At 38.8% G+C, this 22,590-nt stretch carries 25 protein-coding genes; 15 read left to right on the plus strand and 10 right to left on the minus strand.

Going from position 1 to position 22,590, the window contains the following annotated elements:
- Nucleotides 1–10 precede the first annotated feature (10 nt).
- Genes BAU16_RS02985 through xylB form a run of 4 tightly spaced genes read left to right on the plus strand, consistent with a single transcriptional unit; the run spans nucleotide 11 to nucleotide 4,640 of the window.
- Complete coding sequence (locus tag BAU16_RS02985; RefSeq protein WP_137605713.1) at nucleotides 11–1,330, plus strand: ABC transporter substrate-binding protein; 1,320 nt, start codon at nucleotides 11–13, stop codon at nucleotides 1,328–1,330.
- Nucleotides 1,331–1,389: 59 nt separating this feature from the next.
- A complete protein-coding gene (locus BAU16_RS02990; RefSeq protein WP_137605712.1) occupies nucleotides 1,390–2,304 on the plus strand; it encodes a carbohydrate ABC transporter permease in 915 nt (304 codons plus the stop codon).
- Entirely contained in the window at nucleotides 2,304–3,137 is an 834-nt protein-coding gene (locus tag BAU16_RS02995) for a carbohydrate ABC transporter permease (RefSeq protein ID WP_137605711.1), read from the plus strand. Before BAU16_RS02990 ends, BAU16_RS02995 begins: the two co-directional genes overlap by 1 nt.
- A gap of 12 nt (nucleotides 3,138–3,149) precedes the next feature.
- Nucleotides 3,150–4,640: a xylulokinase gene (gene xylB, locus BAU16_RS03000; RefSeq protein ID WP_137605710.1), complete on the plus strand. Its 1,491-nt coding sequence runs from the start codon at nucleotides 3,150–3,152 to the stop codon at nucleotides 4,638–4,640.
- Between the two features lie 128 nt (nucleotides 4,641–4,768).
- Here the strand turns inward: xylB and BAU16_RS03005 are convergent, their stop codons facing one another.
- Both BAU16_RS03005 and BAU16_RS03010 read right to left on the minus strand, forming a co-directional pair.
- Complete coding sequence (locus tag BAU16_RS03005) at nucleotides 4,769–5,317, minus strand: sugar O-acetyltransferase (RefSeq protein ID WP_137605709.1); 549 nt, start codon at nucleotides 5,315–5,317, stop codon at nucleotides 4,769–4,771.
- Nucleotides 5,318–5,421: 104 nt separating this feature from the next.
- Nucleotides 5,422–6,294: a helix-turn-helix domain-containing protein gene (locus BAU16_RS03010; protein ID WP_137605708.1), complete on the minus strand. Its 873-nt coding sequence runs from the start codon at nucleotides 6,292–6,294 to the stop codon at nucleotides 5,422–5,424.
- A 246-nt stretch (nucleotides 6,295–6,540) separates the two neighbouring features.
- On the opposite strand from BAU16_RS03010, the gene BAU16_RS03015 reads away from it, so the two are divergent.
- The 3 genes from BAU16_RS03015 (at nucleotide 6,541) to BAU16_RS03025 (ending at nucleotide 7,966) form a co-directional block, all read left to right on the plus strand.
- Entirely contained in the window at nucleotides 6,541–6,891 is a 351-nt protein-coding gene (locus tag BAU16_RS03015) for a hypothetical protein (protein WP_137605707.1), read from the plus strand.
- A 14-nt stretch (nucleotides 6,892–6,905) separates the two neighbouring features.
- A complete protein-coding gene (locus tag BAU16_RS03020) occupies nucleotides 6,906–7,217 on the plus strand; it encodes a hypothetical protein (protein ID WP_137605706.1) in 312 nt (103 codons plus the stop codon).
- 125 nt (nucleotides 7,218–7,342) lie between these two features.
- Nucleotides 7,343–7,966 (plus strand): TetR/AcrR family transcriptional regulator, encoded by a 624-nt coding sequence (locus BAU16_RS03025; protein ID WP_137605705.1) that lies wholly within the window; start codon nucleotides 7,343–7,345, stop codon nucleotides 7,964–7,966.
- Here the strand turns inward: BAU16_RS03025 and BAU16_RS03030 are convergent.
- From BAU16_RS03030 to BAU16_RS03045, 4 genes are all read right to left on the minus strand, one after another.
- The gene (locus BAU16_RS03030; protein WP_048604729.1) at nucleotides 7,963–8,391 is read right to left on the minus strand and encodes a helix-turn-helix domain-containing protein; all 429 of its coding nucleotides are present in this window, start codon (nucleotides 8,389–8,391) and stop codon (nucleotides 7,963–7,965) included. The genes BAU16_RS03025 and BAU16_RS03030 overlap by 4 nt on opposite strands.
- 12 nt (nucleotides 8,392–8,403) lie before the next feature.
- Entirely contained in the window at nucleotides 8,404–9,966 is a 1,563-nt protein-coding gene (locus BAU16_RS03035) for an ATP-binding cassette domain-containing protein (protein WP_161526404.1), read from the minus strand.
- Between the two features lie 149 nt (nucleotides 9,967–10,115).
- Nucleotides 10,116–10,505, minus strand: a complete 390-nt coding sequence (locus BAU16_RS03040) for a DUF1048 domain-containing protein (RefSeq protein WP_202621231.1) — start codon at nucleotides 10,503–10,505, stop codon at nucleotides 10,116–10,118.
- Nucleotides 10,495–10,830: a PadR family transcriptional regulator gene (locus tag BAU16_RS03045; protein ID WP_048605325.1), complete on the minus strand. Its 336-nt coding sequence runs from the start codon at nucleotides 10,828–10,830 to the stop codon at nucleotides 10,495–10,497. The genes BAU16_RS03040 and BAU16_RS03045 overlap by 11 nt, the downstream gene beginning before the upstream one ends.
- 173 nt (nucleotides 10,831–11,003) lie before the next feature.
- On the opposite strand from BAU16_RS03045, the gene BAU16_RS03050 reads away from it, so the two are divergent.
- The 3 genes from BAU16_RS03050 to BAU16_RS03060 all read left to right on the plus strand — a co-directional run bounded on the left by BAU16_RS03050 (nucleotide 11,004) and on the right by BAU16_RS03060 (nucleotide 13,512).
- Nucleotides 11,004–11,396, plus strand: coding sequence for a hypothetical protein (locus BAU16_RS03050; protein WP_137605702.1), 393 nt, complete (start codon nucleotides 11,004–11,006; stop codon nucleotides 11,394–11,396).
- A 349-nt stretch (nucleotides 11,397–11,745) separates the two neighbouring features.
- Entirely contained in the window at nucleotides 11,746–12,822 is a 1,077-nt protein-coding gene (locus BAU16_RS03055; RefSeq protein ID WP_161526405.1) for an ABC transporter permease, read from the plus strand.
- A 6-nt stretch (nucleotides 12,823–12,828) separates the two neighbouring features.
- Entirely contained in the window at nucleotides 12,829–13,512 is a 684-nt protein-coding gene (locus BAU16_RS03060; RefSeq protein WP_048604733.1) for an ABC transporter ATP-binding protein, read from the plus strand.
- Nucleotides 13,513–13,633: 121 nt separating this feature from the next.
- On the opposite strand, the gene BAU16_RS03065 is transcribed toward BAU16_RS03060, so the two are convergent.
- Together BAU16_RS03065 and BAU16_RS03070 are read right to left on the minus strand one after the other, a co-directional pair.
- On the minus strand, nucleotides 13,634–14,155 hold the full coding sequence (locus BAU16_RS03065) for a helix-turn-helix domain-containing protein (protein ID WP_161526406.1): 522 nt from the start codon (nucleotides 14,153–14,155) through the stop codon (nucleotides 13,634–13,636).
- Between the two features lie 300 nt (nucleotides 14,156–14,455).
- Entirely contained in the window at nucleotides 14,456–15,553 is a 1,098-nt protein-coding gene (locus tag BAU16_RS03070; protein ID WP_161526407.1) for an NAD(P)/FAD-dependent oxidoreductase, read from the minus strand.
- A 152-nt stretch (nucleotides 15,554–15,705) separates the two neighbouring features.
- Here BAU16_RS03070 and BAU16_RS03075 point away from each other — a divergent pair, with 152 nt between their 5' ends.
- Nucleotides 15,706–17,160 carry an amidase gene (locus tag BAU16_RS03075; RefSeq protein WP_161526408.1) on the plus strand — a complete coding sequence of 485 codons (1,455 nt, stop codon included), beginning with the start codon at nucleotides 15,706–15,708 and terminating at the stop codon, nucleotides 17,158–17,160.
- A 57-nt stretch (nucleotides 17,161–17,217) separates the two neighbouring features.
- On the opposite strand, the gene rnhC is transcribed toward BAU16_RS03075, so the two are convergent.
- Nucleotides 17,218–18,129: a ribonuclease HIII gene (gene rnhC, locus BAU16_RS03080; RefSeq protein WP_137605697.1), complete on the minus strand. Its 912-nt coding sequence runs from the start codon at nucleotides 18,127–18,129 to the stop codon at nucleotides 17,218–17,220.
- A 192-nt stretch (nucleotides 18,130–18,321) separates the two neighbouring features.
- Here rnhC and zapA point away from each other — a divergent pair, with 192 nt between their 5' ends.
- The 4 genes from zapA (at nucleotide 18,322) to trxA (ending at nucleotide 22,163) form a co-directional block, all read left to right on the plus strand.
- Complete coding sequence (zapA, locus tag BAU16_RS03085) at nucleotides 18,322–18,762, plus strand: cell division protein ZapA (RefSeq protein ID WP_048604737.1); 441 nt, start codon at nucleotides 18,322–18,324, stop codon at nucleotides 18,760–18,762.
- A 16-nt stretch (nucleotides 18,763–18,778) separates the two neighbouring features.
- Entirely contained in the window at nucleotides 18,779–19,327 is a 549-nt protein-coding gene (locus BAU16_RS03090) for a CvpA family protein (protein WP_048604738.1), read from the plus strand.
- A 75-nt stretch (nucleotides 19,328–19,402) separates the two neighbouring features.
- Nucleotides 19,403–21,763, plus strand: coding sequence for an endonuclease MutS2 (locus BAU16_RS03095; RefSeq protein WP_048604739.1), 2,361 nt, complete (start codon nucleotides 19,403–19,405; stop codon nucleotides 21,761–21,763).
- 85 nt (nucleotides 21,764–21,848) lie between these two features.
- Nucleotides 21,849–22,163, plus strand: a complete 315-nt coding sequence (gene trxA, locus BAU16_RS03100) for a thioredoxin (RefSeq protein ID WP_048604740.1) — start codon at nucleotides 21,849–21,851, stop codon at nucleotides 22,161–22,163.
- A 91-nt stretch (nucleotides 22,164–22,254) separates the two neighbouring features.
- Here the strand turns inward: trxA and BAU16_RS03105 are convergent.
- Nucleotides 22,255–22,590 (minus strand): transposase (locus BAU16_RS03105; protein WP_161526409.1); only part of this gene is annotated, 336 nt, incomplete at its 5' end.

Here is a 22,590-nt window from a genome sequence, read left to right on the forward strand (position 1 = left end):
GGATTTTTTCATGAAAAGCTGGAAAAGAATGGGCGTTGGCTTTGGAGTTATTGCAGCAAGTATGTTGTTACTGTCGGGATGTGGTTCAAGTGGGAAAAATAGTGCAGCAGATGAAAGTGATAGTGGTGGAAAAAAAGAATTAGTTGTTTGGACATTTACTGATGAATTATCCAAAATGATTAATGATTATTATAAACCAGCCCATAAGGATTTGGGATATGAAGTGAAGGTAGTTGAAATACCATCTGATCAATTTGAAACAAAATTAGATCCTGTGTTAGGAACAAAAGATGCACCTGATGTGATTGCACTTGAATCTGCATTCGTTAAAAAATATGTTGAATCTGGTTTAATGGCAGACATTGGCGAACTCGGATTAGATGAGGCAGCGAAAGACACTTACCAGTTTGTTAAGGATGTAGGAACCGATAAAGATGGAGTTCTGCATGCATTAGCGTGGCAAGCAGCGCCTGGAGGATTTTATTATCGTGATTCGTTAGCTAAAAGTTTATTAGATATTCAGGATGTAGCTGCGGCACAAGAGGCAATGTCTGATTATGACAAATTCTATGATGTTGCAAAGCAGATCAAAGAAAAAAGTAACGGTGAAGTTTATATGATATCTAGTGTTCAAGATCTGGCTAAACCCTTCTTCGGTCAACGTGAACACGGTTGGGTTGAAGATGAAAAACTTGTGATTGACGATAAGCTATATGAATTATTAGATATTTCTAAAAAATTCGTAAGTGAAAAATTAACTCAAGATACAGAAGGACAATCTGAAGCTTGGTTTGCTGGAATGAATGGAGATGCTACATTTGGTTACAGTTTGCCAACATGGGGGCTTCACTATTGGTTGAAACCTAACGCAACTTCAGCAGATAAGTCTAAGACGACAGAAGGTGACTGGCGAATGATCCAAGGCCCTTCTTCATGGTTCTGGGGAGGTACTTGGGTTGGTGCAACAGAAACTTCAACAATGAAGGAAGAAGCTGCAGATTTGATTGGTTATATCACAACGGATTCAGAGTTCTTAAAAAAATGGGCAGAAGATACAGGTGACTTTGTTTCAAATGAAAAAGTTGTGGAAGAAATAAAAGGAAATTATAGTGAGGAATTTTTAGGCGGACAAAATCACTATAATGAATTTTCTTCAATGGTAAAAGATATTAATGCAAAGATTCTAACAGAATATGATCAAACAATTGAACGTCTTTTCATTGACAATTGCTTAACACCATTCTCTAAGGGAGAAATGGATCAAAAAGAAGCAATTCAAAGCTTTAAAGATTCTGTTCAAAATGCATATCCTGATGTTCAAGTTGACTAACAAAATGAAAAAAGGGTTGGCATCGGTCAACCCTTTTCTTTTAAAAGGGAGGGTCAGATGTGAAAAAAACTAAAGGGAAATTTGAAAGATATAATCGATACGGTTATTTGTTTTTAGCGCCTTTTTTTATCGCGTTTCTAGTTTTTCAACTTTATCCAATTATCTATACAATTTTTTTAAGCTTCACGGACTTAAAAGGATGGAATCCAGTTGCAAATTTTATCGGTGTAGAAAACTATACGAATATTTTTGGAAATGCTATGTTTATCAAATCTATTAAAAATACCTTCATCTTATGGGGAGTCAACTTTATTCCTCAAATTGGGTTGGCATTACTATTGGCAGCATGGTTTACCAATATTAAATTGAGACTTAAAAATACTAGCTTTTTCAAAGTAGTTTTTTATTTACCAAATATTATTACTGCAGCCTCTGTAGCAGTTCTGTTTTATGCACTGTTTAGCTATCCGATGGGACCAATGAACTTAGTATTAACAAATTTAGGTGTCCTTGAGGAACCATTTGACTTTTTCCGAAGTGTTATGGGAACTCGGCTAATTGTTTCGTTCATTCAGTTTTGGATGTGGTATGGACAGACTACAATTGTTTTGGTTTCAGGAATCCTAAGCATTGATAATTCACTTTTTGAGTCAGCAATGGTTGATGGAGCCAATGACAATCAAATATTTCGTCAAATAACTTTACCATTATTGAAGCCAATTCTTCTTTATACATTGGTAACATCTTTAATTGGTGGTTTGCAAATGTTTGATATACCATTTTTATTAACAAATGGTAATCCAGGTAATAGCGTAACAACGATTACCATGTTTATTTACAAACAGGCTTTCACTGGTAGTAGAAACTTTAATGTAGCTGCCACAGCTTCAGTAATTTTATTAGTACTATCTATCGTCTTAAGTACATTACTATTCCGTTTCTTCAAGGAAAACAGCAAAGTGAGGGGTAAATAATGAGTAACGCTTATAAAATGAAACGAATCTTGATATACGTTTTTCTTATTTTACTTACTTTGTTGAGTATTCTCCCTTTTTGGGTGGTCCTAGTCAATTCAACACGATCAGCGGAGCAAATTCAACAGGGACTTTCTCTTATTCCAAGTGGTAATCTAAGATACAACTGGGAAGTGCTGATGAATAAGGGATTTGATGTTTTTGGAGGATTTAGAAATAGTTTTTTCATCTCAGCTGGTTCGACTGTACTTAATGTTTATTTTTCTGCTTTAGCAGCTTATGGTGTAATTGCTTATAATTTTAAAGGACGTAGAGCGGCATTTGCAATTATTCTGGGATTGCTGATGATTCCGCAACAAATCAGTATGATTGGTTTTTATCAATTTATGAGTAAATTAGGATTATTGAATAGTTTTATTCCTCTAATTTTACCATCTATCGCTGCACCAACATCAGTATTCTTTTTGAAACAATACTTAGAAACAATTTATCATCCGGATTTGGCTGATTCGGCACGCTTAGATGGTGCAGGAGAAATAAAGATATTTCATAATATTATCTTACCTTTGATGAAACCGGGCCTAGCAACAATGGCTATCTTCTCATTTGTCACATCTTGGAATAACTTCTTAATGCCATTGATACTAATTAATGATGCAAAAAAATATACCTTACCAATGTTGATTCAATTGTTGAAAACGGATGTCTATCGAACTGAATTTGGTAGTATGTATTTAGGAATTTCACTAAGTATTATCCCGCTCCTATTGATTTATCTATTTTTGTCTAAATATATTGTAGGTGGAGTAACTGCTGGTGGAATTAAAGAATAAAGGAGGTGGAGCATGTCTTACGTAGTTGGAATCGATTTGGGCACGAGCTCGTTGAAGGGATTGGTGGTCAACGAAAAAGGAGAAGTCATTGCTTCTGCAGTGGGGGATTACCCTTTATTACACCCTAAGGCCGGGTATAGCGAACAAAACCCGCAAGAATGGATCGAAGCCTGTGAAAAAGTTTTATTCGAGTTGAAAGAAACGGTCGTCGATTTTACTGAAGAATTGGCGGGGATTAGTTTTTCGGGACAGATGCACAGCTTGGTAGTTTTGGATGAACAAGATGAAGTGCTGCGTCCAGCGATTTTGTGGAATGATGTGCGAACAACGAAACAGTGTCAAGAAATCATGGCTTCTTTTGGGGAGGAAATGTTGGCACTCACGAAAAATATCGCCTTAGAAGGTTTTACACTGCCGAAAATTTTGTGGCTGCAGCAAAATGAGCCGGAAGTTTGGCAGCAAGTACGTCACATTCTGTTACCTAAAGATTATTTAGGTTTTTATCTGACAGGTACCAAACATATGGATTACTCTGATGCAGCGGGCACGTTATTGCTGGATGAGGCAAAAAAAACGTGGGCGACACCGATATTAGAAAAGTTTGCTATTCCTGATAATTATTTGCCGGAATTGATCGAGTCAACCGGCAAGACAGGTATCCTTCGCCAAGAGATAAAAGAAAAATTTGGGTTTTCTCAGGAAGTTCAAGTGTTTGCCGGTGGTGCTGACAATGCCTGCGGTGCGTTAGGAGCGGGCATTTTTGATGCGAAAACTGCTATGGCAAGTATTGGGACTTCAGGAGTTTTTCTTTCTTTGGAAGAATCTGCGCAACCAAATTATCAGGGAAAGCTTCATTTATTCAATCATGCGTTAAAAGATCAGCTTTATTCAATGGGCGTAACATTGGCAGCCGGTCATAGTTTGACTTGGTTCAAAGAAACCTTTGCCCCCGAGCAATCTTTTGATGAATTATTAGCCGGTCTTCAGGAAATAGCTCCCGGTGCGGAAGGATTACTATTCACTCCGTATATCGTAGGGGAACGGACGCCTCATGTGGATGGTAAAATTCGAGGAAGTTTTATCGGAATAGACACAAATCACACATTGAACCATTTTGCCCGAGCAGTATTGGAAGGAATTACTTTTTCTTTAAAGGATTCTCAAGTTCTTATGGAAGAAGTTGCCGGTAAGTCCTTTAAGAGAATCGTTTCAGTTGGTGGAGGTGCTAAAAATCCTGACTGGTTACAAATGCAAGCAGACATCTTTAATGCGGAAATTCTGTGCCTAACTGCCGAACAAGGACCAGGACTTGGAGCGGCGATGTTGGCTGCTGTGGGTCTTGGTTGGTATGACTCTCTTTCCGATTGCGGCAAGCAGTTTATTGGCTATCAGCCGGCTGTTCAACCAATTGCAGAAAATGTAGCACGCTACAAAGACCTGTATGAAATTTATCGTGAAATTTATCCGGCAACTAAAAAAATCTGCCATGAATTGCAACGATAAGTTAAGGAATCACAGATAAAAGCAAAAAGAATGAAACCAAGCCACTAATAGCTAGAGTGAAAAATCTAGCTTTAGTGGCTTGTTATGTTTTGCAGAATCTTTTTTAACAGGGTTTATTTGTCATTTATTCATTCACGAATGACTTTGCAGGGATTGCCAACAGCTAAACTATTTGCTGGAATATCTTTTGTAACAATACTGCCTGCACCAATCACACTGTTTGCGCCAATTGTTACGCCAGGTAAGATAACTGCGCCGGTGCAAATCCAGACATTGTCACCAATATTGACCGGATGGGCGTATTCTAGGCCGGCGATTCTTTCCTCAACATTCATTGAATGTTCTTCAGTTACGATAGAAACATTCGGTGCGATAAAGACATTGTTTCCAATCGTAATTTTTCCACTATCCATCAATTTGCAATTCACATTTAAGAAAAAATTGTCACCAACCGTAGTGTTATAGCCGTACGTGCAAAAAAGCGGCTGTTCAATCACACAATTCTTTCCAACACTGCCCAATAGTTCATGAATGGCTGTTTTTCGGGCATCACGGTCAAGAGGATGGAGATGGTTGTAGTCATAAAGTTTTTTTACTGTGGTATCGCGGTCTGAAACAAGTTCAGGGTCACTGGGTTGATACAATAAACCAGCATAAGATTTTTCTTTTTCTGTCATAGGATTCCCTTCCTCATCCGATTAAAATGTATAAGCGATTTCATATTATTGCAGAGATTACTGGATGGCAGTTCTCTTTTTCAAAGGAATATCGGTGGTGTTTATTACAATCGTTTCGTCCCAAAGCAGGAGATCAATAGATGACAAAACATCAGATCGTCCATATTTTTCACATCCAACTTGGTTTCCTCTTGGAATTTATCCAAGCGGTAAAGAAGCGTATTGCGGTGCAAAAATAATTCTTTTGAGGTAGAGCTGACATTTCCTTGATTATGCCAAAGGCTTTGCAAAATTGTCGACATGTCATCAACGAACCATTCTTCATAAAAAGAGCGCATAAAAAAGTTTTCTTTGATGGTGTCTTCTACAAGATAGGCGATTGCTGATTGGGTGAAGGGAAATTCTTTTTGAGTACCAGCAATCGTTAATTGTTTTTGGAAAATCTTGCGTTCTTCTTGGAAATTTTCATAAATGGCAAGAATATTTTTGTGAAAAGCACCAACAAAAATTTGCGAGTAGACATCAAAATCGCTGTCTAAAGCTTGAAATAGTCCGAAAATTTCTTCGGCAGTATAGTTGGTATCTTTTTTTTCTTCCACGATAAAGACATGAGTGTCGTCTAAAAAGAAGCAGTCCAGTAAAGCTGGGAACATGTCTCTGATTTCGTTTTGCCATTCTTTTTTCAAAAAACCGGTATTAGGTTTTAGCTGTAATTGAATTACTCGGAGAGTCGTTTCTTTGGCAGCTGGTTCGTCCTTGAAAAGAATACGATACCATTGGTGCTGAATTGCCGGACTGGTAGCTTTTTTTTGTGGCAACAGTGCCTGCAACAGCTGTTCTTCCTTTAAACCGAGCTCAGTCCGTTTAATCCAGGCGAATCCTTCGCTAACAGGAAAACTAACAATGCCTTGGTCTTCACTTGGTAGTAGATTCAAGGTACTTTCGGGATAGATTGATTGGATTGTTTGAAAATTCATTTTGTGGCCTCATTTGTTTGTGATACCTCTATTTTAGCAGTATCTGAGGAAAAATGGACAAGAAAAAAGAAAATTCTTTTTTTGTAGCAGCATTTGCTTTAATTTTTTAACCTGTTACAATGTAGTTGATACCGTTTGTTATTTTTTAATCAAAGGGGGTGATAGCCATGCATGGAGAATCCTTTTTAGTCAGGCTATTGCTGCCTACTAAATCAAATTGATCATTTTAGAAAGAGGAGATTTAGCATGTTTATTATTGAAGGAAACGAACGAAAAATCACACAGGTTTGGGAACATATCAAGCGGCACCATACAGGAGATAAAATTGCAGTTGTGGGCTTTGGCAATCAATTGCCGCAGACACAATTACGCAATAAACAAGTTATTTTTTATGATAATTTGGCTAAAAAACAATGGTTGTCACAAGCGGAAGCCTTCCTGCAACGTTTTGAGGAACACTACGATGGGATTATCTTTTATGTGGATTGCTCACAAAAAGAGGCGAATCGGTTAAACGAAATTTCAAAAAATTACACACCAAAATTAACAGCGACTGTTCATGCAGAAAAACCTGTCACGATCCAGCAGCTTGTCTGATGGAGGAAACCTACATGAAGAAAGTCATTCAAGAAGCAACGGTCAAAAATGCCATATTATTTGGCGGTCTGCAACTATTTCAAAAAGAACAATGGCGACAGAATAAGAAACCACAGGAGTTAAAAAAATTGTCGCTACAAATGCTGGAAATCATGCAACTTCACCTGAAAACTAAGAATCTGGTGGTAGGGATGCCGATGACAGGATACGAGGTTCTTTTGTTGGAAATCGAAGAAAAGAGCGAAATGATTTGTTACCATGAAATCGTAAAAATTCTGGAATCGGAAGAGGGACAATTTGTAAAAATCGAGCCTCTTGCAGCTTAAGAAAAATCAAACCTCTCTTTGAAAGCCTGAGCTTTTCAAAGAGAGGTTTTTTTCAGGTTCTCAAATGACAAGCTGTCACCTCCATGCTATAGTACAAGTAACTAAGAGAGCAAAGGAGCAAAAGAATGCCAAATCTTACTTTTTTGAATTTTTCAGAAGAAAGAAGACAGCAGATTTTATCCGTTTGTTTACGGGAATTTGAAGACAAAAGTTTAAATCAGGTTAAGGTTGCCGATATCATCCAAGCATTAAAGGTTTCTCGGGGAACTTTTTATAAATATTTTACTGATTTAGATGACCTATATCATTACTTATTAGATGATACCGCCTTAATTCTTCATGAAAAAATCGTGGCTGATATTCATGGTGAAGAAGATTTATTTTTCGAAGGAATCCAACGCTTTTTACTAAATTTTTTACAATTGGAGAAGCACTCGGATACTTATCGTGGGATGAAACTTCTGGTTTTGGGAGAAAAACTGCCCCGCACATACAATCCTGAAATTGCGGCGCAAATGCGAGGACTCAATCAGCAATGGCAGCAAATTTTGATTAAAAACGCCTTTCAATTTTCCTCCCGGGAGGAAGCCATGTCTTTTTTACGATTTACAATGGAAATCGTGATTGATTTATTAAGTGATTATTTTGTCTACCGATGGCCAAAGGAACGTTTGCTTCAGGAATACGCTTTTCGAACCCAATGGCTGAAAAACGGAATTTTTCAAAAGGGCTCGCAGACAGACAATTAATTCAGTTGTTTTTCGATCCATCCGCCAAAACGCAAAATATAGGGAAAAGGGCCAATCAATGTGAATTCTGCGTGATGATCGTCTTTTTTTTGAAAATAAAAACTGCGCTGATTTCCCGAATAGACGGCATCAAATTCTGCCAGAAGAAGACTTTTTGTTTTAGCTAGCTGTTCGGTGGTGTCGAAAACATAGGCAATCACTAACATAGCTTGTGTTTCAATGGGTTTTTGATTGAAAAAAAGTGCATGGGGATCATCGGTATCAACAGAGTTGAAGGCCAGCAATTCTTTTTCAGAAAATCGCCATTTTCCGCCTATTTTTTTTCCTCTAAGCATCTCTGATTTTAAATAATTACGGATTGTTCGAGGGGTGACTTCTAATTTTTTTGCAATATCTTCTACGGTATAAATGTATTCTTCATTCATGGACTTCCTCCGTTATAATTGAATAATTTTTGTTGCAAACCGTTGATTTAATTCATCATGACTAGTATAAATGAAAATTGCCTGATTTGTCTTTTTAAAAAGCATTTCCAAAATTTTTTGAGTTGATTCTTGGTCGATACTACTGGTTGCCTCATCAAGAATATAGACATCTGCGTGTAAAAGTAAAAGTCGAGCAAGGGCAATGCGCTGTCTTTCCCCGCCAGAAAGATTTTCTCCGTTTTCTCTAAGAATCGTCTGCCAGTTCTTGGTTTTTAAAATAGGTGCCAATATCTCCGACTCTTCGATTCGTTGCTTTTCTTCCAGCGTTAATTTTCGCCCCCAGCCGATATTTTCTTCTAAGCTTCGTGAAAGAATCGTGACCTGCTGTGAAACGTAGCAAATGTGTTGCCGCAGAGAACTTTTTTTAATGTCATTGATGGGAATGCCATTGATTGTGATTCCTTCCGCTTCATAAAATCCTAGCAGCAGTTTTAACAGGGAGGATTTTCCACTTCCAGAAATTCCTTTTAAATAAACGACGTCTCCAGGTACCAGTTTTTCTGATAATGGATAGGAAAAAATTTCTTTCCGAGAAAAACGAGGTGTTTCAAATCGGAGTTCTTGAATACCAGTAATTGCGGTTGCACCTTCATGCTCGCAGTTTTCTTGTAATTGTTCTGTGATAAACAGTTGACTGGTGTCTAAGGTTTTCTTATCGATATTTATTTTTGATAATTGGCTAAGGGCGGAAAAAAAGAGCGGGAGCAGGATGCCAAGTAACAGAATACTGGAAAAAGGCAACTGCTCATTAAAAATATCATAGGTAACAAATAAATAAAGACCATTTTGGCAAAGCTGATTGATAAATTGTAGTGTTGCGCTGCTACCTTGCGCAAATTTATTTGTATCCGCAAGCGTTTGATAACTTGCTAATAGGTCTTGATGAAAAATTTTTTCTAACGAAGAGAAATCGGCAAATTGTTTCACGTAATCAACATTGTTCAAGGTGACCACCAAATCTTTATTCACCGTAGCGGATTGCAACTGCATCTTCAGCATCTTTTCCTGTAATTTCCTATTAATCAAACGATACCCAAAATAATTTAACGGAATCAAAAATAGTAAAAGAATAAAAATCAACCAATGGATAAAATAGGCAAAGACCAAAACCGCACCTAACATTAGAATACTGCCAGCTAAATCGCTTAATGAAGAAGTGACAAAAAGATAAAGAGCATCGACTGCCGTGAAGCAACGATTAAGAAGATAAGTTGGTTCCAGACGAACATATTCTGCTACTTTCATTTGATACATTTTTTTGATCAATTCAGAAAGAAAGCGGGTATTCATATGAGCTGCGTAATTTTGACGGTAGATTAAAAGAAACAGTTGTAAAAGAAAAGAAACGCTTAATCCAGCAAAAATCGTTCCCACAATTTTTGAGAAGTGACCGACGTTTTCTGCCTGCGTTCCCTGTAATACAAGCGGCATGACCAAATTTGTCACCGTCGTAAGTCCAACCAGCATAAAGGTGATAATCAGAAATTTCTTGTTTTTTCCTAAAATGTCCTTCATAGTTCTCACTACTTTCCTTTTGTTTCCTAAATAGTAACATATATTTAGTGAAAATGAAATAAAATGAAAAAAATATTGATAATTAGGAAACTAAAGGAATTAAAAGGATAAAAAAAAGCAAGACATGTGTCTCACTTTTTTACTTCAATTTATTTTTTATTGATTTTTTTTTGTACGCTGCGGTTGAGTTTTTCCCGTTGATTTTCCGTCAATGTTCTGGCATTTCGCAGCAGTTCATCACTAAATTCTGCTACATCTTCACCAGTAACTTCCAACACTTTCTTTCCTTCTGCCACACTTGCTTCAAATAATTCCAATAAATCTGTTTGAATCGCAATTAAATCATAGCCATCACCGCCGCCAAAATTTCCCCACATGTAGTGAGAGATTTTTTCGTAAACAAATTGATATTCTTCAGGCAGAGCTTTGACTCGGGCTAAAAATTCTCGGTATTCTTTTTTGTCCTTCTTTATATTTTTTAGGGATTCCAGTCCTTTTTCCATGACGTCTAAACTGTTTTTGATAATTTTATTTGCCATATTTTTTCATCTCCTTGAGAGTAGTAATTCGTGTGCTTAAAAAATTCCATTTTTCCCAGAACGTGGTTAATTTTTCCTGCCCTGTGTCCGTAAGGGTATAAAACTTTCTTGGTGGTCCGATTCCAGAAGGTCTTTTTTCGACAGCAACAAATTTATTTTTTTCCAAGCGCACTAAAATCGTATAGACAGTGCCTTCTACGACATCGGTGAACCCTAGATCATTGAGCTGACGCGTGATACCATAGCCGTAAGTTTCCTCTTGACTGATGATTTCCAGCACACAGCCTTCTAACACACCTTTCAACATTTCCGTTAGATTTTCCAGAGAACACACCTCGACTCTTTATTTTCCCACTAATAAGTGTTACTTACTACTGGTATATAGTACCACTTACTAGCTGAATTGTAAAAGAAAAACGAATAAATGTTGCATTTGCAACAAAAAGGTTGTAAGATATGACACACCAGTTAACTGATAAAAAAATAGGAGTGAGGAACATGAAAAGTATTCTATTGAAAAAGATAGAAAAAAATGAACTGTCGATCATAAAGAAAACTAGTCAAATAATCTTTTGTGAATCATTTGTAAAGGAAGATAATCAATATAATTTATCAATTTACCAGAGTGAAGCCCCAATATTCTCAAAAGAAGATGTGCTGTTAGATAGAAGTTTTTACCTGATTTTATCAGATGATGAAATCGCTGGATTCTTAGAAGTGGATCAGCATCAGAAAAGAGTGCAACCCAAGATACACTTAAAAAAATATTTCAAGCAAAATAAATTGGATCAGTTTCTTATGCATCATTTAGACGAAGTGAATAAAGACAAGGTGGTTTTAACAGAGAACTGGTTTCCTTATCATGAGGTTTGTTTGGGTTATACAGGGTAAGGGATAAACAAAAGAAGGGGGATTCTCTTAATAAGGAAGAACAATTGCAATCCGTCATAAAAATGGTGTTATCAAGTACCTTGCGTTGCATGTATTATGTAGATGCAATTACGGATGCTTTTTCTCCAACCAAAGGAAGTATTTCAGAGCGGTAATTTTAAAACCTCCAGCGGGGAAAGTTTTCTCGCTGGAGGTTTTAAAAATTTAGAGCATAGAAAGCAGCAAAAGGTTGCAGGAAAATAAAAATTTTTCAAGCTTCTTTTTGTGACAAAGAGAGAATTTTAGTTTAGAATAAATCAAGTGACAAAGTGTCACTTGAGAAATAGTTTATATGTTGGAGGAGAAGGTTATGTTTTTAGCAATCAAAGAAATGCGCTATGCAAAGCTGCGTTATGGCTTAGTAATCGGTATCATGTTTTTAATTGCCTATGTGGTTTTTATGTTATCCGGCTTGGCTAGTGGATTGGCAGAAGAAGTGAAAAAGGTAATTATTGATTGGGATGCTCAAGAAATTGTTCTATCTGAGGATGCAAATAAAACCTTTGCTGCCTCACAATTGACAAGAAATGATTTAGCGGCAGTTGAAGGAACAAAAAAAGCACCTATCGGTTTATATAGCGGAGCCATTACCAAGGGAAAAGAAAAAATCAATATTTCCGTGTTCGGGACATCGGAAGATGCTTTTTTGCTCCCAGAAATTACTAAAGGAAAAGGTTTCAATCAAGAAAATGAAATTATTATCTCAAAGAATTTAGCGGATAAAGGATTTAAAGTTGGAGATGTGGTTGAAATCGGCAGTTCATCGGAGAAATTAACCATCACAGGTATTTTCCCCGAGACTTATTACGCAGTCACACCGGTTGCCTATACGTCATTAGATACCTGGACTAAGTTGAAATTCAGTAAACAGCAATTTTTATCTGAGGATGCTAAGCCAATCAATGGCATCGTGCTGCAATCGAAAAATGGTAAAATCAATGCTGACAGTGAAACAAAACTGGAAAAACTGACAACCACTGACTTCATTGAAAACTTACCGGGGTATTCCGCACAAAATCTGACTCTTGGTGCAATGATTTACTTTTTATTTTTCGTTGTTGCTGCGGTAGTAGGGATTTTTATGTATGTAATCACTTTGCAAAAGACGGCTATTTTTGGTGTGATGAAAGCACAGGGAATCAGCAATAAATTCATTGCGAAATCCATCATCAGTCAATCCTTTATCGTGGGCGTGCTGGGTGTGGCGATTGCCTTTGTCCTCGCTTATGGAACAAGCTTTGTCCTGCCTGATGCCATGCCTTTTGCGGTCATGGGCGTTCAGTGGTTATTATACAGCGGTATTTTGTTGTTAGTAGCAATTATCGGCGGGCTGTTTTCTATTCGAACAGTTGCAAAAGTTGATCCTATTACGGCAATCGGAGGGTAAAAAGTGATGAAAGATATTCTGGTAATGAAAAATATTGTCAAAACATTTGGAAAAGGTCATACGGAAATCACAGCGCTAAAGGGCATTGATTTTACTGTGAAGCAAGGGGAGTTTGTCAGTATCATTGGGCCGTCCGGTTCAGGGAAGAGCACCTTTCTAACGATTGCCGGCGGACTGCAAAATCCGACTTCTGGAGAAATTTTTATTAATGATACGAACTTTTCTAAATTACCGGACAAACAGCGTTCTAACCTACGTTTCAAAGAAATCGGTTTTATTCTGCAAAGTTCCAATTTGATTCCTTTTTTAAAGGTAAAGGAGCAATTTTATTTAGTCGATAAAGTGGAGAAGAGAAAAAAAGAAGACCAACGTGTGGAAAGTATTTTGCGTTCGTTAGATATTTATGATTTAAAAGAGAAATTTCCTCGGGATTTATCCGGTGGGGAAAGACAACGAGTGGCGATTGGCCGAGCACTGTTCAACGAGCCCAGTTTGATTTTGGCAGATGAACCCACTGCCAGCTTGGATACAGATCATGCTTATGAGGTGGTCAAGCTGTTGGTCAAGGAAGCCCATGAAAACGAAAAAGCTACGGTTATGGTCACCCATGATGCTCGCATGATTCAATGGAGTGATCGGGTGTATCGCATGGAAGATGGGTACTTGATTGAGGAACCGAATAAAAAATAGGTACCAAACAAGCTGAAATCCGGTTAATGGGTTTCAGCTTATTTGTCGTTTAATGTTGTGGCGATCAGTGGAATGTCAAAATTTTATGAGAGAAGAAACAGTGTTGCGGGCTGATATCTCATCAAATCCATAAAAATGGGGCTTCATAAATGCGAACATCTTCGATAGGAACATGGACTATTTGGGAAATCTTTGTACAAAGCTCTACGTCAGTCAGTTCGGAATTAAAACGTAGGTAATTATTCTGAGTATTGGTTGAAGTCCAACGAGACGCAAGTGAACGCAATTTAGGATAGGCGGTAAATTCATCAAGGTCATGTTTTTTATTAATAATGACGATTTTTTCATTACCGTGAATAGTGTCTACTTTATCACTTTTCATAATTTTTGACCCCCTTTTTCTTGTTTTCTCTTTTGTGAGCCATCCCTTTATAAAACTTTCTTTTTTTATACCCAAAATTAAATTGATATCTACATTAAAAAAACGGCTCAGCTTTACTAAATGATCTAAATCTGGATAGCTTCGATTTAATTCCCACTTAGAGATGGTTTGAGGTGTAATATTTAAGTAGTCAGCTACCTCCTTTTGTGTTAACTGTTTTTGTACCCTTAACTTTTTTAATTGCTCACCGATTTCTAACATCACTATATCCCTCGCTTTGACGAATTACTATAAAAGACAGCTGTCTTTTTTGTTGAATAGAATAAAATAGGATACAACGTAGCGTTGAGTACTTATTTAGAAAGCGTTTGTATTTTTTATTTTATCAATAAATGAGAAACGTAACAACTCTGGGTTACAAATAGAAAATGTTCCCTGATTTTGTAGTGATTCCAAAAGCTAGATCAAAAATCTAACTTTTGGGATCACTTCAGTTAAGGAACACTTATTGTACCGAAGAGATGATTCTTTCCAGCAAATAATCTTTACTAATGTCATTCACTACTGGATATAAGTATCCAAGGATTTTTCGTAAGGGGTGGTTTGAAGCTGACCAGTGTTGAAATATTCTGCTAAAAGATAACCGATATAAGGTCCGGTTGTTAGGCCGGAGGAGCCTAAGCCACTGGCAACCGCAAGAGAAGGGGCTGTTTCCAGTGGTCCGAAAAATGGTGCAAAATCTGCCGTGTAAGCACGGGTACCTACTTGTATTTTTTTAAAGTGGGAAAATAATTCATCTGGTGCATGGAAGAAGTGCCGACTATTTTCCGTCAGTTGTAAATAAGCTTCATTGGTGGGCTGCAAATCCCAACCAGCGTCATTTTCATGGGTAGCCCCCAATAAAATAGTACCATCTATAAATGGAATCAAATCTGCTTCCCCATCTAACATTGCCACTGGCCAGTTGCCGCTTTCCTTGAAATTTGTTTCAAAAACGACTAACTGGCCTTTTTGTGGTCGAAGATCAACGTGAAATCCTAGTGGTGCCAGTAGTTGTTTTAATCGTGGTCCGGGAGTTAAAGCAACTAAATCAAAATCCAATGGCTGATCCGTGAGAACTTGCCAGCCGGTTTCTGTCTGACGAAGATTGGCTGTCGCCGAAATAATCGTGATATTTTTTGCTTTTGCTCGCCGAGTCAAGTGTTGCAGATAAGCCTTGCCATCCAATTTTCCACCACCAGAAATTTTTAGTGAGGGAATTTTGTTTAAGAGTGGTAAGGATGCTTGAGTTTCTGCTGCCGTTAATAATTGGATATCGCCGATTTCAGGTGCCCCAGCTTTTCTTTCTTCAGCAAGTTGCGCAACAGTTTCCAACTCCGCAGTATCTCGCAAAAGAAGGGTGCCGGTTTGTTGATAGATCTTTTCATCCAACTGCATATCTGCAATCAATTTTGGAAAAAAAGCTGCGCCGTCTTGAGCCAGACGATACCATTTTTTATTTCTCCGTTTTGACAGCCAAGGGGAAATGATACCGGCACTTGCGCCTGTTGCCTGACCAGTGGGCTCGTCAAAAAGGGTGATTGAGAATTTATTCGTATCCAAATAATTAGCGAGGGTCAAACCGATAATGCCTCCGCCGATAATGGCAATTTTTTTCATTTCTATTCCTCCCATGAGTTTCGTTAGTATTTTGCCATAAAATGGGGAATAATTCAAAAATGACGTGTGTTATTCGCTTCCCATCAAGCAGATGGGTTGTAGAAAAATTTGAGCTATGCTATGAATAAGAAAAGTGCTAAGGAGGGATCAAGATGAAAGATGGTATCTATTGGTCAGAGCAGTTAGCAAAAAAGAAGGTCAGTTTTGAAGAATTGGTGAAGGACATTGCACAAAAGGTAGAGAAACAAAAAGCGTTGAATGCGTTTATTACGTTTGATGAAGCGCAGGCAATCAGGGAGTTTCATTCAAGACAAACGACGGATTCATTGTTTTCCGGACTGCCAATTCCATTGAAGATGCTAGGACAGGAAAAGCAGGGCTGGTTGGCGAATTCCAGTTCGCGTGTGTTGCGTCAGCGTCGGGGAAAACGAACGGATAATTTTGTTCGTCAGTTGGAAAAATGCGGATTGATTCCTCTTGGTCAAACAAATGCACCGGAATTTGGATTTAAAAATATCACTGATCCCGAGCTTTATGGACCGACAAGAAATCCTTGGAAGTTAACACATTCGCCGGGGGGATCAAGTGGAGGTGCGGCAGCGGCGGTTGCAGCAGGAATTTTTCCGATGGCCGGAGCCAGTGATGGCGGCGGTTCAATTCGAATCCCAGCCGCATTTTGTGGCTTGATTGGCTTAAAACCGACACGCGGAGCCATACCTACTGGACCAAATAATTGGCGGGGGTGGCAAGGAGCAGCTATTAATTTTGCGGTAACTATTTCAATGAGAGATACGGAACGTCTTTTTTACGGACTGCGAGAAGGGGTCGAAAAAGTTGCTCCTTATCAAGCGGTGCGAGAAGAATGGCACCACCACAAAGCAGCGTCTAATTCAAAATTACGGATTGCCTTTACAACAGAATCCCCAGTTGGTAGTGACGTGGCATCAAGTGGGCAAGAGGCGGTAAAACAGGCAGTGGCTTTTTTAACCGAGGCAGGACATGAAGTAACTGAAATCAAGTACCCGCTGGATGGCAGAGCACTGATCGACAGTTATTATCTGATGTACGGCGGTGAAACGGCGGCGATGTTTGCTGAAATTTCAGAAGGAATTGGGCGTCCTGTTGAAAAAGAAGACATGGAATTAATGACTTGGGGAATTTATCAATATGGAAAGTATATTCAAGCTGCTGAATTCATTAATGGATTGCATTTATGGGATCAATCTGCCTACAAAATGGAGCAGCTTTTCGCTTCCTATGATTTATTTCTGACGCCTACTACTGCGCACCCAGCCCCAGAAATTTTGGCGGATTTGCAAAGCGATGACATCCGTGAACGACTGCATCATTCCGCAGAATTTTCAAAGGAGCAATTGGATCGCTTGATCCATGAAATGTTTGAAAAAAGTTTAGTGATCACTCCCTACACTCAGCTTGCCAATCTCACCGGACATCCCGCCATCAGCTTGCCAACATTCGTTACAGCAGAAGGTTTGCCGATGGGGATTCAGTTTATGGCGTCGAAAGGTCGGGAAGATTTATTGTTACAGATTGGTTTACTTTTTGAAGAAAATCACCAATTTATATTGCCAGAGGTTTATCGTTGAGCGTTGAATGAAGAGTACTCGATCAATTTTATGATTAGTTGGTTTTGACCAAATTTTTTATTCCATTCCAGCTAATTTCAAAGCTTTTTGCGTATTGGCAAAATGTAGTTTGGCATAATTGGTCAAAAGCGCCAGTCCGCCTTTTGTTAATATTTTTGCGGCAACGGCATCGGATTTTGCACCAGCACCTGAAGGCAAAGGAATACCAACTTCAGTTGAAGCCTGTTCCAGAGCGTCCAAAAAGGCTGCTCGACAAAGAATCGAGGCAGCAGCCACAGCCAAATGGTATTGCTCGCCTTTGGTAATGAAAAAAAGTTTCTCGGTCACTTGATTTTTTTCTGCTCGTAAATAGTTTCGATAATTTTTTTCATTTGTAAATTGATCGATCAAGATCGCTTCTGGCTGTTTAGGGGCGATTTTTTGTTGCAGTAAATAAATTGCCTGATTATGCAATGCAACCTTCATACGAACAGCATTGTAGGTGGGTTGAATCGCATTGTATTTCTTGGGATCAACAATCAGTTGTTGATAGGGAACTAGCTCCTTGATTTTAGGTGCCAGATTTCGAATTTGAACATCCGTCAGCATTTTTGAATCTTTGACTCCTAGTTTTTGTAAAGCTGGTAAAACGGGTTGTTCAGCATAAACAGCACAGACGACCAACGGACCAAAATAACTTCCATTGCCCACTTCGTCGCTGCCGATGATGCTTTTTTGCGCAAAATCTTTTGGTAGAACAGTTGTTGTAGGAGTCTTTTTTTCTGAAACGCTTCCCCAGCGAGCGGCTTCTTGCTCGGCTTGTGGACCTTGGAACATGACTTTGCCGGAAGTGTAGGCAGTAATGGTCGTACCGTTTTTTTTGGCAATGAAATCCGTATAAGGGACTTGCTTTGACAGCAGATCGTTTTGATAGGCATGTTTCATTTCAGTGATCTTTATTTTGGAAACTTTTAATACTACGTGGCTCATTTTCTTCATCCTGTCTTTTTTCTCTGATGTAAATTTTACCATAGATTGAAAAAAACGTGAGGGATAATTTGGACTAGCCGTAGAAATTCTCTTGTTTTTCGCTTATAATAAATAAGAGTTTGCGAAAAGTGAAACGGCTGTCTGCGTGTTATATTTAGGAATGCTGGTAAAACTAGGAAGGAATTGATTCCCGTGGCAACAGAAAAAAAGCGTTACAAAGCGGTGATTGCCAACCAAACATATACCATCATCGGACGTGAAAGCAATCGTCATATGGATACTGTTACGAAGTTGGTCAACGAACAATTGAATGAAATCAGAGCCATGTCTCCCCAAATTGATACGGAGCAAGCGGCTATTTTATTGGCGGTCAATGCGATCTCCGATCAGCTAAAAAAACAAGAAGAACTCTTGAAACTTCAGAAAAAAAGCCAAGAATTACATAAGCAGGCGATTAAATCCACCGAATTGGAAAATCGAATCAAACGAATTGAAGCGATTGAAGCAGAAGCTCGAGATGTTCTGGATCGTACTGGTCGGCAAGATGTAGAAATCAAAAATCATGTTGAAGCGCAACAAATTTTGAATGAACAGCGCAAGCGGGATATTCAAGAAAAAGCTACGCAGGAATAGCAGAAAGGAATCAAGAATGTTTGGATTGATCCTCCTTCTTATCTTAATTATTTCATTTTATGTTGGCGGTCGCCGTGGTGCACCGTTACAGATTGTGTATACGATTGGTTTTGTTTTCTCCATGATTCTCGCAAATGTCTTTTACAAAGATCTGGCGGAGAAGCTGGAGCTATACATTCCTTACCCATCAGTTACCGAAGATTCTAAAATGGTTTTCTTCGATCAGACGACTGCACTGGATTTAGATAAGGCGTATTATGCAGCGATTGCCTTTTTAGTGGTCTTTTTTATCTGTTGGCTGATCACAAAGTTTATTGGAATTTTCTTTAACAACTTACGATTTAGACGGTTATTGCCGGCAAATGACTGGTTGTTAAGTGGTGTTTTGAACGTGTTGCTAGCTTACACGGTTATCTTCTTGATTTTGTATGTGTTGTCGATGGTTCCATTAGCAACCATCCAAAATGTCTTTCGAAAGAGTGTAACAGCCCGTACAATGGTAGAACATTCACCATTTTTATCTTGGTTTTTTGAAAAGCTTTGGGTAACAAATATTTTAGCGTAAATGTAGAAAGGACCAGATTGAGCTACTAGCTATTTAATCTGGCCTTTTTTGAATGAATGAAAAGTAGGTGAAAAAATGAATCATCGAATTCTTAGTGTTATGGAGTTTGATAAAGTCAAACAACTCGTGGCACAATATTTGGCAACTTCTCAAGGAAAAGAAGAGTTGGCACAACTTCAGCCAGTCAGCGAAGAGTCGGTAATCACCTCTTGGCTGCAGGAAACAGAAGATGGAATAAAGGTTCAACGGTTGCGTGGGGGAATTCCGATTCCCAAAATTGAAAATATCCGCCCGCAAATGAAGCGAATCGAAATCGGTGCCGATTTGAACGGTATCGAATTGGCACAGGTTTCCCGAGTACTGTCGACAACTAGTGAAATCAAGCGATTTATCAATGATCTAGAAGACAGCGAGATTGATTTTTTGCGTTTGTATGAATGGGCAGAACAACTGATTACGATTCCTGACTTGAATCGTCGATTAAAGGAAGCGATTGATGAAGACGGCTATGTGACAGACGATGCTTCTCCTGAACTGCGGAGTATTCGCCAAAACATCCGTCGCAGCGAACAAACGATCCGAGAACAATTGGATGGAATCATTCGTGGGAAAAATGCCCGCTATTTAAGCGACACGATTGTGACCATGCGAAATGATCGGTATGTTATTCCTGTAAAACAAGAATACCGAAGTGTTTTTGGAGGTGTGGTCCACGACCAAAGTTCTTCCGGACAAACGCTTTTTATTGAGCCAAAACAAATCGTGGAGGCAAATAACCGACTGCGGCAGCATCAAATCGCTGAACGGTCAGAAATCGAACGGATTTTAGCAGAACTTTCCGCAGCATTGGTTCCTCACCGCAAGGATATTTTGCACAATGCCTATGTGTTGGGAAAATTAGATTTTATGAATGCCAAAGCCCGTTTTGCCAAAGAAGTCCAAGGAGTTGTTCCGCAAATCAGTCCGGAAAATCACGTGGTTTTCAAGCACGCCCGCCATCCACTGATTGACAGTGAAAAGGTTGTGGCAAATGATATCACGATTGGTAAGGAGTACCAGGCAGTCGTGATTACCGGACCAAATACCGGTGGGAAAACAATCACCCTGAAGACCTTGGGCTTGCTGCAATTAATGGGACAGGCTGGTTTGCCCATCCCAGCGGATGAAGAAAGCCAGATGGGAATTTTTACAGAAATTTTTGCAGATATCGGGGATGAACAGTCCATCGAACAAAGTCTGTCGACTTTTTCTTCCCATATGACCACGATTGTTAACGTTTTGGAAAAAGTTGATGCCCACAGCCTAGTACTTTTTGATGAGCTTGGTGCAGGAACCGACCCACAAGAAGGTGCAGCGCTGGCGATTTCAATTTTAGATGAATTAGGTGCAAAATCTGCCTATGTGATGGCGACTACCCATTATCCGGAACTGAAAGTTTATGGATATAATCGGGCGAATACCATCAATGCCAGCATGGAATTTGATGTGGATACATTGAGTCCTACCTATCGTTTGCTGATTGGTGTTCCGGGACGAAGCAATGCCTTTGAGATTTCGAAGCGGTTGGGTCTGCCTCAAAATATCATTGATGAAGCCCGACAAATCATGGACGGCGAAAGCCAAGACTTGAATGAAATGATTGCAGATTTGGAAAATCGCCGCAAAATGACGGAAACAGAGTATTTAGAAGTTCGTCACTATGTGGAGGAAGCGCAAAAACTCCACGGAGATTTAAAAGAGGCTTACAGCTTTTTCTTCGATGAAAGAGAAACTGAAATGAAAAAAGCACGGGAGAAAGCCAATGAAATCGTGGAACAAGCCAAAGAAGAAGCCGAGAAAATTATCTCTGATCTGCGAAAAATGCAGCTGGCTGGCGGTCAGACAAAAGTAAAAGAACATGAGCTGATCGATGTACGGACAAAATTAGGTAATCTCCATCAAGAAGAGCAGTTGAAGAAAAATAAAGTACTGCAAAAAGCCAAACAAGCTAAGAAATTAAAAGCTGGAGATGAAGTACTCGTCACCTCTTACGGACAGCGGGGCATCCTGTTGCAAAAAAAAGGCGAGCAATGGCAAGTACAATTGGGAATTTTAAAAATGACGTTGCCGGAAACCGATCTTCAGTCTGTTGCACCGGCAAAAGAACCCGTTCAACGCATCGTAAATTCCGTTCGTTCAGCAAGCAGTGCCCCAGTTCCCAATCAATTAGATTTGCGGGGCAAGCGGTATGAAGAAGCGCTAAACGAAGTCGATCAATATTTGGATGCTGCCATTTTGGCAGGATATCCACAGGTGACGATCGTTCACGGAAAGGGAACCGGTGCCTTGCGTCAAGGAATCACCGAATATTTGAAAAACCATTCCAGCGTGAAGAAATTTGAATTTGCTCCAGCAAATCAAGGCGGGAACGGAGCAACTATTGTGACCTTTAAGTAGTCTTACTATTTGTAAGCAAGAAATTAGGAAGAAAAAAAGGTCAATGCTATAATTGATTCAGATAATAAAGAGGAGGCCAGAAAAAATGGCAAAAGCAATTACAGATAAAACTTTTTCTGAAGAAACAGATAAGGGGTTAGTGTTGATCGATTTTTGGGCAACATGGTGTGGTCCTTGTCGCATGCAAGCACCAATCTTAGAACAATTAGCGGAAGAATACGATGAAGATGAATTCCGAATCGTAAAAATGGATGTAGATGAAAATCCAGAAACACCCGCATCTTTTGGAATCATGAGTATTCCAACCTTGTTATTGAAAAAAGACGGCGAAGTTGTAGAAAAAGTCGTCGGTGTTCATACAAAAGACCAATTGAAACAATTGATCGCAGCCCACGCATAAAAAATGTAAAAATAAAGGCTCTTTGTCAAATAGTGTTGTTTTGAATTAAATCTGGAAAAGAGAGCATTCCGGTGTTCTCTTTTTTTGTTATTTAAATGATTATACAGAGATTCTGCTGAATAAGAATTCTCTTGCGCAGGTGGCGGAAAGTACGAAAACCAAAAGCAATCCGTTTGATCACTTTGATTAAATTATTTTTCCCTTCAAGCTTGCCGTTGGAATAAGGGTATTTTAAGGCGTTGCAAATCGCTATTCTGTGTTTGTTTAGGTAAAGAATTGCCTTTTTAAACTCCTGATTTAAATGCACTGGAAGGGTATCTATTAAGTTGAAAAAGGTCGTGTGGTCCTTATTTTCGAAGGATTCTAAAAGATCTTGGTAAACGTCATAACTTTCTCTTAACTCTGGATTGATTGATAATAGATGGTC

Source organism: Enterococcus sp. JM9B (assembly GCF_009933265.1).
Lineage (GTDB): Bacteria > Bacillota > Bacilli > Lactobacillales > Enterococcaceae > Enterococcus_C > Enterococcus_C songbeiensis.

Coding starts and splice junctions, on each gene's coding strand:
- BAU16_RS03050 (WP_137605702.1), top strand. CDS start 11,004: ATGAAAAGTATTCTATTGAAAAAGATAGAAAAAAATGAACTGTCGATC.
- xylB (WP_137605710.1), top strand. CDS start 3,150: ATGTCTTACGTAGTTGGAATCGATTTGGGCACGAGCTCGTTGAAGGGA.
- BAU16_RS03090 (WP_048604738.1), top strand. CDS start 18,779: ATGTTTGGATTGATCCTCCTTCTTATCTTAATTATTTCATTTTATGTT.
- BAU16_RS03025 (WP_137605705.1), top strand. CDS start 7,343: ATGCCAAATCTTACTTTTTTGAATTTTTCAGAAGAAAGAAGACAGCAG.
- BAU16_RS03070 (WP_161526407.1), bottom strand. CDS start 15,553: ATGAAAAAAATTGCCATTATCGGCGGAGGCATTATCGGTTTGACCCTC.
- BAU16_RS03065 (WP_161526406.1), bottom strand. CDS start 14,155: ATGTTAGAAATCGGTGAGCAATTAAAAAAGTTAAGGGTACAAAAACAG.
- rnhC (WP_137605697.1), bottom strand. CDS start 18,129: ATGAGCCACGTAGTATTAAAAGTTTCCAAAATAAAGATCACTGAAATG.
- BAU16_RS03010 (WP_137605708.1), bottom strand. CDS start 6,294: ATGAATTTTCAAACAATCCAATCAATCTATCCCGAAAGTACCTTGAAT.
- BAU16_RS03075 (WP_161526408.1), top strand. CDS start 15,706: ATGAAAGATGGTATCTATTGGTCAGAGCAGTTAGCAAAAAAGAAGGTC.
- BAU16_RS03060 (WP_048604733.1), top strand. CDS start 12,829: ATGAAAGATATTCTGGTAATGAAAAATATTGTCAAAACATTTGGAAAA.
- BAU16_RS03055 (WP_161526405.1), top strand. CDS start 11,746: ATGTTTTTAGCAATCAAAGAAATGCGCTATGCAAAGCTGCGTTATGGC.
- BAU16_RS03030 (WP_048604729.1), bottom strand. CDS start 8,391: ATGAATGAAGAATACATTTATACCGTAGAAGATATTGCAAAAAAATTA.
- BAU16_RS02995 (WP_137605711.1), top strand. CDS start 2,304: ATGAGTAACGCTTATAAAATGAAACGAATCTTGATATACGTTTTTCTT.
- BAU16_RS03020 (WP_137605706.1), top strand. CDS start 6,906: ATGAAGAAAGTCATTCAAGAAGCAACGGTCAAAAATGCCATATTATTT.
- BAU16_RS03015 (WP_137605707.1), top strand. CDS start 6,541: ATGTTTATTATTGAAGGAAACGAACGAAAAATCACACAGGTTTGGGAA.
- BAU16_RS03035 (WP_161526404.1), bottom strand. CDS start 9,966: ATGAAGGACATTTTAGGAAAAAACAAGAAATTTCTGATTATCACCTTT.
- trxA (WP_048604740.1), top strand. CDS start 21,849: ATGGCAAAAGCAATTACAGATAAAACTTTTTCTGAAGAAACAGATAAG.
- BAU16_RS03005 (WP_137605709.1), bottom strand. CDS start 5,317: ATGACAGAAAAAGAAAAATCTTATGCTGGTTTATTGTATCAACCCAGT.
- BAU16_RS03095 (WP_048604739.1), top strand. CDS start 19,403: ATGAATCATCGAATTCTTAGTGTTATGGAGTTTGATAAAGTCAAACAA.
- BAU16_RS02985 (WP_137605713.1), top strand. CDS start 11: ATGAAAAGCTGGAAAAGAATGGGCGTTGGCTTTGGAGTTATTGCAGCA.
- BAU16_RS03040 (WP_202621231.1), bottom strand. CDS start 10,505: ATGGCAAATAAAATTATCAAAAACAGTTTAGACGTCATGGAAAAAGGA.